Source organism: Actinomyces sp. ICM58, from assembly GCF_000283035.1.
Lineage (GTDB): Bacteria > Actinomycetota > Actinomycetes > Actinomycetales > Actinomycetaceae > Pauljensenia.
In genome coordinates this window covers 1-5,915 of record NZ_ALIY01000119.1, presented here as the reverse complement: position 1 = coordinate 5,915, position 5,915 = coordinate 1, and the positions used below count along the sequence as shown (strand labels likewise).

8 protein-coding genes and 1 pseudogene are annotated in these 5,915 nt (G+C 68.7%); 1 reads left to right on the top strand and 8 read right to left on the bottom strand.

Annotated elements, in window-relative coordinates; genetic code table 11:
- The 6 genes from ruvA to HMPREF1138_RS05685 form a co-directional block, all read right to left on the bottom strand.
- A partial coding sequence (gene ruvA, locus HMPREF1138_RS05710; protein ID WP_009057595.1) for a Holliday junction branch migration protein RuvA occupies positions 1–413 on the bottom strand: 413 nt, incomplete at its 3' end.
- A gap of 57 nt (positions 414–470) precedes the next feature.
- Positions 471–1,100 (bottom strand): crossover junction endodeoxyribonuclease RuvC, encoded by a 630-nt coding sequence (gene ruvC / locus HMPREF1138_RS05705; protein WP_021611025.1) that lies wholly within the window; start codon positions 1,098–1,100, stop codon positions 471–473.
- Positions 1,100–1,693 carry a pyridoxal 5'-phosphate synthase glutaminase subunit PdxT gene (pdxT, locus tag HMPREF1138_RS05700; RefSeq protein WP_009057589.1) on the bottom strand — a complete coding sequence of 198 codons (594 nt, stop codon included), beginning with the start codon at positions 1,691–1,693 and terminating at the stop codon, positions 1,100–1,102. The genes ruvC and pdxT overlap by 1 nt, the downstream gene beginning before the upstream one ends.
- Complete coding sequence (pdxS, locus tag HMPREF1138_RS05695) at positions 1,687–2,589, bottom strand: pyridoxal 5'-phosphate synthase lyase subunit PdxS (RefSeq protein ID WP_009057597.1); 903 nt, start codon at positions 2,587–2,589, stop codon at positions 1,687–1,689. Before pdxS ends, pdxT begins: the two co-directional genes overlap by 7 nt.
- Before the next feature lie 2 nt (positions 2,590–2,591).
- Complete coding sequence (locus HMPREF1138_RS05690) at positions 2,592–3,353, bottom strand: YebC/PmpR family DNA-binding transcriptional regulator (RefSeq protein WP_009057598.1); 762 nt, start codon at positions 3,351–3,353, stop codon at positions 2,592–2,594.
- A gap of 148 nt (positions 3,354–3,501) precedes the next feature.
- Positions 3,502–3,984 carry a SixA phosphatase family protein gene (locus HMPREF1138_RS05685; RefSeq protein WP_009057592.1) on the bottom strand — a complete coding sequence of 161 codons (483 nt, stop codon included), beginning with the start codon at positions 3,982–3,984 and terminating at the stop codon, positions 3,502–3,504.
- A gap of 32 nt (positions 3,985–4,016) precedes the next feature.
- Here HMPREF1138_RS05685 and HMPREF1138_RS05680 point away from each other — a divergent pair, with 32 nt between their 5' ends.
- Complete coding sequence (locus tag HMPREF1138_RS05680) at positions 4,017–4,277, top strand: hypothetical protein (RefSeq protein WP_009057590.1); 261 nt, start codon at positions 4,017–4,019, stop codon at positions 4,275–4,277.
- Here HMPREF1138_RS05680 and HMPREF1138_RS05675 read toward each other — a convergent pair.
- On the bottom strand, positions 4,265–4,936 hold the full coding sequence (locus HMPREF1138_RS05675; protein ID WP_009057599.1) for a histidine phosphatase family protein: 672 nt from the start codon (positions 4,934–4,936) through the stop codon (positions 4,265–4,267). The two genes, HMPREF1138_RS05680 and HMPREF1138_RS05675, sit on opposite strands and share 13 nt — an antisense overlap.
- Positions 4,933–5,915: pseudogene (locus HMPREF1138_RS05670) on the bottom strand (bifunctional [glutamine synthetase] adenylyltransferase/[glutamine synthetase]-adenylyl-L-tyrosine phosphorylase); the annotation flags it as partial. The pseudogene HMPREF1138_RS05670 and the gene HMPREF1138_RS05675, both read right to left, overlap by 4 nt.

Sequence of the window (5,915 nt, the reverse complement as noted above, 5' to 3'; positions counted from 1 at the left end):
GGCAAGGCCGCGGGGCTGCCCAGCTTGTCGCCGATCTCCAGGGCCATGCGCTGAGCCGACTTCTTGCCCACTCCGGGGATCCGCTGGAGCGTGGCCAGGTCCTGGTCTCGCACGGCGCGGCGCAGGTCGTCGGGGCGCAGGACGGCCAGTGCGGCCAGCGCGATCTTCGGACCGATACCGGAAACGGACATCAGCGTCGTGAAGACGTCACGCTCGTCGCAGGATTCGAAGCCGTAGAGGGTCATCGAGTCCTCGCGGACGATCATCGAGGTGTAGACGGTGATCTCCTCATCGCGCGGGGCCGCCTGCGCGAAGGCGGGGGTCACGTGGACGCGGAAGCCAATGCCACCGACCATGACGTCGACGTGGTCGAGTCCGACGCTTGCGACAGCGCCGCGCAGAATCGAGATCACTACGGTCCTTTCCCTGGTCACTCACCCGCGAGACCGCAGGCGAACATATGTACGATTCTAGCCGCGCCTGCGCCTCGGGTCGACGGCACCCGTGCGGCGTTGCGCGGCCTGGGCCTCGGCCCACGCCCGCTGAGCGGGCGTCATGGACCCGCGCGAGGTCAGACGACCGGAGATGGACACGGCGACCGAGGAATCCTCGGGCGCCCCGAGCAGGCCGGTCCCCCGCCAGGCGTGCGTGATCGCGATCGCCAGGGCATCGGCAGCGTCCGCGGGCTTGGGCGCCTTCGCGAGGCCGAGGATGCGCGCGACCATCGTCTGGACCTGGGCCTTGTCGGCGTTTCCGTTGCCAGACACGGCCGACTTGACCTCCGAGGGCGTGTGGACCGCCATCGGCAGGCCAGCGCGCCCGACGCACGTCATCGCCGCTCCCATCACCTGCATGGTCGTCGTCACCGACTGCAGGTTGTCCTGCGCGAACACGCGCTCGATCGCGACGACCTCGGGCCGGTACTGCTCGATGACCGCGTCGATCGCATCCGCGATGGTACGCAGGCGAAAGTGCGTGGCCAGATCCTTATCAGTGCGGGCCACGCCGACATAGACGAGGCTCGCGCGCCGCGACTCATCCACGTCAACGACGCCGAGACCACAGCGCGTCAAACCGGGGTCGATCCCCATCACGCGCATCAGGCGCGCGCCACCATATTGACGAAGAGGCCGTGGATACGGTCGTCGCCTCCCACCTCGGGGTGGAAGGAAGTCGCCATCACGTTGCCGCGGCGCACGCCCACGATCGGACCGTCGGCGCTGTTGCCCGCGCGCGCAATCACCTCGACGCCTTCGCCCACCGATTCGACCCAGGGGGCGCGGATGAACACGGCGTGGAAGGGACCGCCTTTAAGGCCCTCGACGTCCAGGTCCTCCTCGTAGGAGTCCACCTGGCGGCCGAAGGCGTTGCGACGCACGACGATGTCGAGGGCGCCGAAAGAACGCTGGTCCTCGCGCCCATCCAGGATCGACGAGGCGAGCATAATCATGCCCGCGCACGTGCCGTAGACGGGAAGCCCCGCGCTAATGCGCGCGTGCAGCGCATCAAAGAGGCCGAAGGAGAGCAGCAGATTCGACATGGTCGTCGACTCTCCGCCGGGGATGACCAGGCCGTCGACCTGGTCGAGCTCAGAAACCCTGCGCACAAGCAGCGCGCGGGCGCCGGAGTTTTCCAGCGCCCGCACGTGCTCTGCGACGTCGCCCTGCAGGGCGAGAACGCCGATGGTCACCATCCGCGCTCCGCGAGGCGGTGATCGACCGGCAGGTCGTCGACGTTAATGCCGACCATGGCCTCGCCCAGGCCGCGCGAGACCTCAGCGATGACTGAGGGGTCGTCGTAGAAGGTCGTGGCCTTGACGATGGCGGCCGCACGCTTGGCGGGGTCGCCGGACTTGAAGATACCCGAGCCCACGAAGACGCCCTCGGCGCCCAGCTGCATCATCATAGCGGCGTCCGCGGGGGTGGCGATGCCGCCGGCCGTGAAGAGCACGACGGGGAGGCGACCCTCGCGGGCGACCTCGGCGACGAGCTCGTAGGGGGCCTGCAGTTCCTTGGCCGCGACGTACAGCTCGTCCTCGGGCAGGGAGGTCAGGTGGCGGATCTCGTCGCGGATCTTGCGCATGTGCGTCGTCGCGTTGGAGACGTCGCCGGTGCCGGCCTCGCCCTTCGAGCGGATCATGGCGGCGCCCTCGTTGATGCGGCGCAGCGCCTCACCGAGGTTGGTGGCACCGCAGACGAAGGGAACGGTGAAGTTCCACTTGTCGATGTGGTGGCTGTAGTCCGCGGGGGTGAGGACCTCGGACTCGTCGATGTAGTCGACGCCGAGGGACTGCAGGACCTGGGCCTCGACGAAGTGACCAATGCGGGCCTTCGCCATGACGGGGATCGACACGGCGTCGATGATGCCTTCGATCAGATCCGGGTCGGACATGCGGGCCACGCCACCCTGGGCGCGGATGTCTGCGGGGACGCGCTCGAGGGCCATGACGGCCACGGCGCCCGCGTCCTCGGCGATCTTGGCCTGCTCGGGGGTGACGACGTCCATAATCACGCCGCCCTTGAGCATCTGGGCCATGCCGCGCTTGACCTGCGGGGTGCCGACCTCGCGCTTCGCGGTGCTCTCGCTCATGGTTATTCCTGCTCTTCCAGCTGGGCACGAACCTCGTCGCTCAGCGACATGTTCGTGTAGATGTTCTGCACGTCATCGGAGTCCTCGAGAACGTCGATGAGCTTGTTGACCTTCAGGGCGCCCTCGAGATCGAGCTCGACCTCGGTGGAGGCGACGAACTGGACTTCGGCGGAGTCGTAGTCGATGCCGGCCTCCTGCAGGGCGCTGCGAACGGCGACAACATCCTTGGGGTCGGATTCGATAACGAAGAGGTCGCCGGCGTCCTCGACCTCTTCGGCTCCGGCGTCCAGGACGGCCATCATGATGGATTCCTCATCCACACCGTCGGCGGCGGGCACCTCGACGACGCCGCGACGCGAGAACAGGTAGGAGACCGAACCGGGGTCGGCCAGGGAGCCGCCGTGGCGGGTGAAGCCCAGGCGCACGTCGGAGGCGGCGCGGTTGCGGTTGTCCGTCAGACACTCCACCAGGAAGGCAACGCCGTTCGGGCCGTAGCCCTCGTACATGATGGTCTCGTAGTTGGCGCCACCGGCCTCGGCACCGGATCCGCGCTTGACGGCGCGGTCGATGTTGTCGGCGGGGACGGAGTTCTTCTTCGCCTTCTGGATGGCGTCGTACAGCGTCGGGTTGCCAGCGGGGTCGCCGCCGCCCGTGCGAGCCGCAACCTCAATGTTCTTGATGAGGCGCGCGAAAAGCTTGCCGCGCTTGGCGTCAATGGCGGCCTTCTTGTGCTTAGTGGTCGCCCACTTAGAGTGTCCCGACATCACTTCTCCCTGTTGGGTGGATAGATACCGGCACATTCTATCGCGTCAATGGGGCGCTTCCCCATGTGTGTGGCGTCCTCGTGGACAAACGTAAACACCGTCACAGGATCGGGGACGAGGCCGTGGCCGCCTGTCCGGGGCACGCAAGCTAGCGGGTGGGTGGGGTGTAGAAGACCCTCATGGCGCATGTTCCAGGTGCGAGATCCTCCCACGCGCCGTCGAAGGAGAGGACCAGCGCGGTGGCGGTGGGCACTCCCCTGTCGGCCGCCCCTCGGTCTTCCTTGCGGGCGAGGATGTATCCGGCGTAGGAGATGACGGGTTCGTGCCCGACGATCAGGCCTGCCTCGCCCGTGAAGGTGCGGGCCAGCTCGATGATCTCCTCCTCGCCGCCGTCGTAGATGGAGCGGTCGTGCCAGGCCTCGTCGGCGCCCGCGCGCGCGAGGATCGCCGCGAAGGTCTCGCGGGCACGCTGGGCGTCGGAGGAGACGGCGACGCTGAATGCGCCGATCTCGCGGGCGAGGGTCGCTCCGAGGCGCGCGGCCTGGTCGCGCCCGGCGTCGGTGAGCGGGCGGGAACGGTCGGGGTAGTTGTAGGCGGCCTGCGCGTGGCGAACGAGAACGAGGGTTGGCATACTTCCAAGCGTAACCGCATGGGGAGGACACCATGGCTCTGGGAGTCGAAAGCGCCTCGGGCATCTGCTCGGCGCGCGAATGCACGAACGCCGCGATCTATCGGATCGACTGGCGTAATCCTGCGATCCACCGCGCCCGCACGAAGACGTGGCTGGCGTGTGAGGAGCACCTCTCCTACCTGGAGGGGTACTTCAAGTACAGGTCCTTCCACTACGAGGTCTCAGAGTTCGTCACCCCCTCCGAGGAATCCGGCGGCGAGGAATCAGGCGCCGAGGCCGCTCAGTCCCACTGATCGAGGGGACGGTCGTTCCAGGTCAGGGCGTGCAGGCCCTTGGCCAGCTCGGAGGCCGAGGCCGGGGTGAAGCCGGGAGCCCACTCGAAGGTGGTCGTGCCCGTGTTCGACATGAAGTGCTTCGACACGAGGGCCTCGTCAATGTCGGCCGACAGCCATGTGGCCAGCAGGCGCGTGAGCGCGCCGTGGATGACGAAGACGGCGACCGCGTCCTCCCCCGCCTGTTCGCGCGCGGCCAGTCCCACGCGGCGCACGGTCTCCAGGGAGCGGGCCAGGGCCTCGCGCCCGCTCTCCCCGCCCGGCATCCGGTTATCCAGGTCGCCGGCGCACCACGACAGGGTCGTGCGCACGTATTGCATCTGGGAGGCGGGGTCTGAGGCCATCTCCAGGTCGCCCGAGCGCAGCTCGCGAATCCCCGGGCACACCAGCGGCGTGAGCCCGTAGCGGGCGGCCAGCGGCGCGGCCGTCAGGCGCGTGCGGTGCAGGCCGGACAGGGCGATGAGCGTGGGAGGGGCCGCGACCTCGCCCTCCCAGCGATCCGCGAGGCGGCGCGCCTGCGCCAGGCCCTCCTCGGTCAGGCCGAGGCCGGGGCGGACCGTGTCGAGGGCCCCCAGACGGTTGGCGGGGGTCTGTCCGTGCCGTACCAGCACAATCTTCACTGCTGCTCCCAGAATGTTCGTTCCATCACGCCGCGCGCCTGTCGTGCCGCGCGCAACCAGTCTTCTTCGAGGGCGGTCAGCCCGCCGCTCCCGTACCCGAGGATAGCGGCAAGGGCGCCGAGCTCCGCGCTGTCACGGGGCACAACGTCAAGTTTCACACCGCTCATGCGCCCGGTCGCCAATGTGTTGCCGGCGCGGATGCGCGTGGCCAGGTCCCAGGCGTTCAAGAGAATCTCGGCGTCCGAGGCTCCCAGCAGCCCGGCGTCGCGAGCAGCCGCAATCGCGTCGGTCGTCGACGACGTGCGCAGGGCTTCGACCTCGCGCCCGTGGCGCATCTGGATGAGCTGGATCGTCCACTCGACGTCGCTGAGGCCACCGGGGCCGAGCTTGACGTGGCGGGCGGGCTCCGTGCCGCGCGGCAGGCGCTCGTTTTCCATGCGGGCCTTGAGCAGTCGGATGTCGCGCACCTCCGACTCGCTCACCTGACGGTAGGCCATGGATTCAAAAAGAGACCTGGCAGCCTGCGCCAGCTCACCGTCTCCGATAGGCCGGGCGCGCACGGCCGCCTGGCGCTCCCACGTGGAGGCCCAGCGCTGCGCGTACTCCTCGTGCGAGGCGATCGTGCGGCTCATCGGACCGTTCTTACCCTCGGGGCGCAGGTCGAGGTCGACAACGATGCCGAGTTGGCTGGTCGCCGAGCCGAGCAGCTTCTTGACGCGGTTGACGATCGCGGTGGCGCTGGCCGCGGCCTCGGAGTCGGAGGCACCACCCACGGGCTCGTGCAGGGCGATAACGTCGGCGTCGGAGGCGTAGGAGCACTCGCGCCCGCCGTAGCGCCCCATCGCGACGAAGGCGACGCGGGCGCGCTCGGTCCCCCACCGCTCAGCATCCTCGCGCCCAGCAATCGCCAGCGCACCGAGCAGGGCGGCGTCCGTCGCGTCCGCAATCGCGTGACCGCGCGGATCGACCCCGCCCAGGA

Coding starts and splice junctions, on each gene's coding strand:
- ruvC (WP_021611025.1), bottom strand. CDS start 1,100: ATGCGCGTGATGGGGATCGACCCCGGTTTGACGCGCTGTGGTCTCGGC.
- pdxT (WP_009057589.1), bottom strand. CDS start 1,693: ATGGTGACCATCGGCGTTCTCGCCCTGCAGGGCGACGTCGCAGAGCAC.
- pdxS (WP_009057597.1), bottom strand. CDS start 2,589: ATGAGCGAGAGCACCGCGAAGCGCGAGGTCGGCACCCCGCAGGTCAAG.
- HMPREF1138_RS05690 (WP_009057598.1), bottom strand. CDS start 3,353: ATGTCGGGACACTCTAAGTGGGCGACCACTAAGCACAAGAAGGCCGCC.
- HMPREF1138_RS05685 (WP_009057592.1), bottom strand. CDS start 3,984: ATGCCAACCCTCGTTCTCGTTCGCCACGCGCAGGCCGCCTACAACTAC.
- HMPREF1138_RS05680 (WP_009057590.1), top strand. CDS start 4,017: ATGGCTCTGGGAGTCGAAAGCGCCTCGGGCATCTGCTCGGCGCGCGAA.